1 protein-coding gene is annotated in these 1,113 nt (G+C 73.2%); it reads right to left on the bottom strand.

The features are described 5' to 3' along the window. The coding region (gene glgP, locus AC1DY2_RS20005; protein ID WP_476764005.1) for an alpha-glucan family phosphorylase at positions 1–1,113 on the bottom strand (1,113 nt) is incomplete at both ends.

The following is a 1,113-nucleotide window of genomic DNA, read 5'->3' on the forward strand; positions in this document are numbered from 1 at the left end:
CGTCCAGTCGGCGTGCTCGGTGTCGCCCGTGCCGAGCCTGGCCTCGGCGAGGCCGAGCAGGGCGGGGTCGGTCCAGGTCGGCGCGTGCACGCCGTTCGTGATCGACGTGATCGGCACCTCGTCGGCGTCGAACCCGGGCCACAGGTCGCCGAACATGCGGCGGCTGACCTGCCCGTGCAGCTTCGAGACGCCGTTGGCGCGCTGTGCGAGCCGGAGTCCCATGACCGCCATGTTGAACGCGCTGGTCGACGGGTCGGCCCCGGGCTCCACCCCGAGCGCCAGCGCATCGGCCGGATCGACGCCCGGCAGCAGCGAGCTCGTGAGGTATCGCTCGACGAGCGCGCGGTCGAACCGGTCGATGCCCGCGGGCACGGGCGTGTGCGTCGTGAAGACCGTGCCGGCACGGACGAGCTGCAGCGCCTCGGCGAAGGAGCAGCCGTCGGCGATGTGCGTCGCGATGCGCTCGAGCCCGAGGAATCCGGCATGACCTTCGTTCATGTGGAACACGTCGGGCGCCGGCCCGCCCCGCAGCTCCGTGAAGGCCCGCACGGCGCGCGCGCCGCCGATGCCGAGGAGCAGTTCCTGCAGGAGCCGGTGCTCGCCGCCGCCGCCGTAGAGCCGGTCGGTCACCGAGCGCAGCTCGTCGGCGTTCGCCGGGATGTCGGTGTCGAGCATGAGCAGCGTGATGCGCCCGACCTCGGCCTTCCACACTCGGGCGTGCAGCGACGCCTCGTCGGGCAGGGCGAGCGTGACCTGCACCGGGGAGCCGTCGGGCCGACGCAGGACGGACAGCGGCAGGCCGTCGGGGTCGAGCACGGGGTATCGCTCCTGCTGCCAGCCGTCGGGCGAGATGGACTGCGCGAAGTAGCCGGCCTTGTAGAAGAGGCCGACGCCGATCAGGGGCACGCCGAGGTCGGAGGCGGCCTTGAGGTGGTCGCCGGCGAGGATGCCGAGGCCGCCGGAGTACTGCGGCAGCGCCGCGGTGATGCCGAACTCGGGCGAGAAGTAGGCCACCGCGCGCGGCGCGGCGGCGCCGAGCGACTGGAACCAGCGCGGCTGCGACAGGTAGTCGCGCAGGCTCGCACGTTCGCGCTCCGCCCGCTCCACGTATCC

The organism is Agromyces sp. P1_H4 (assembly GCF_056405255.1).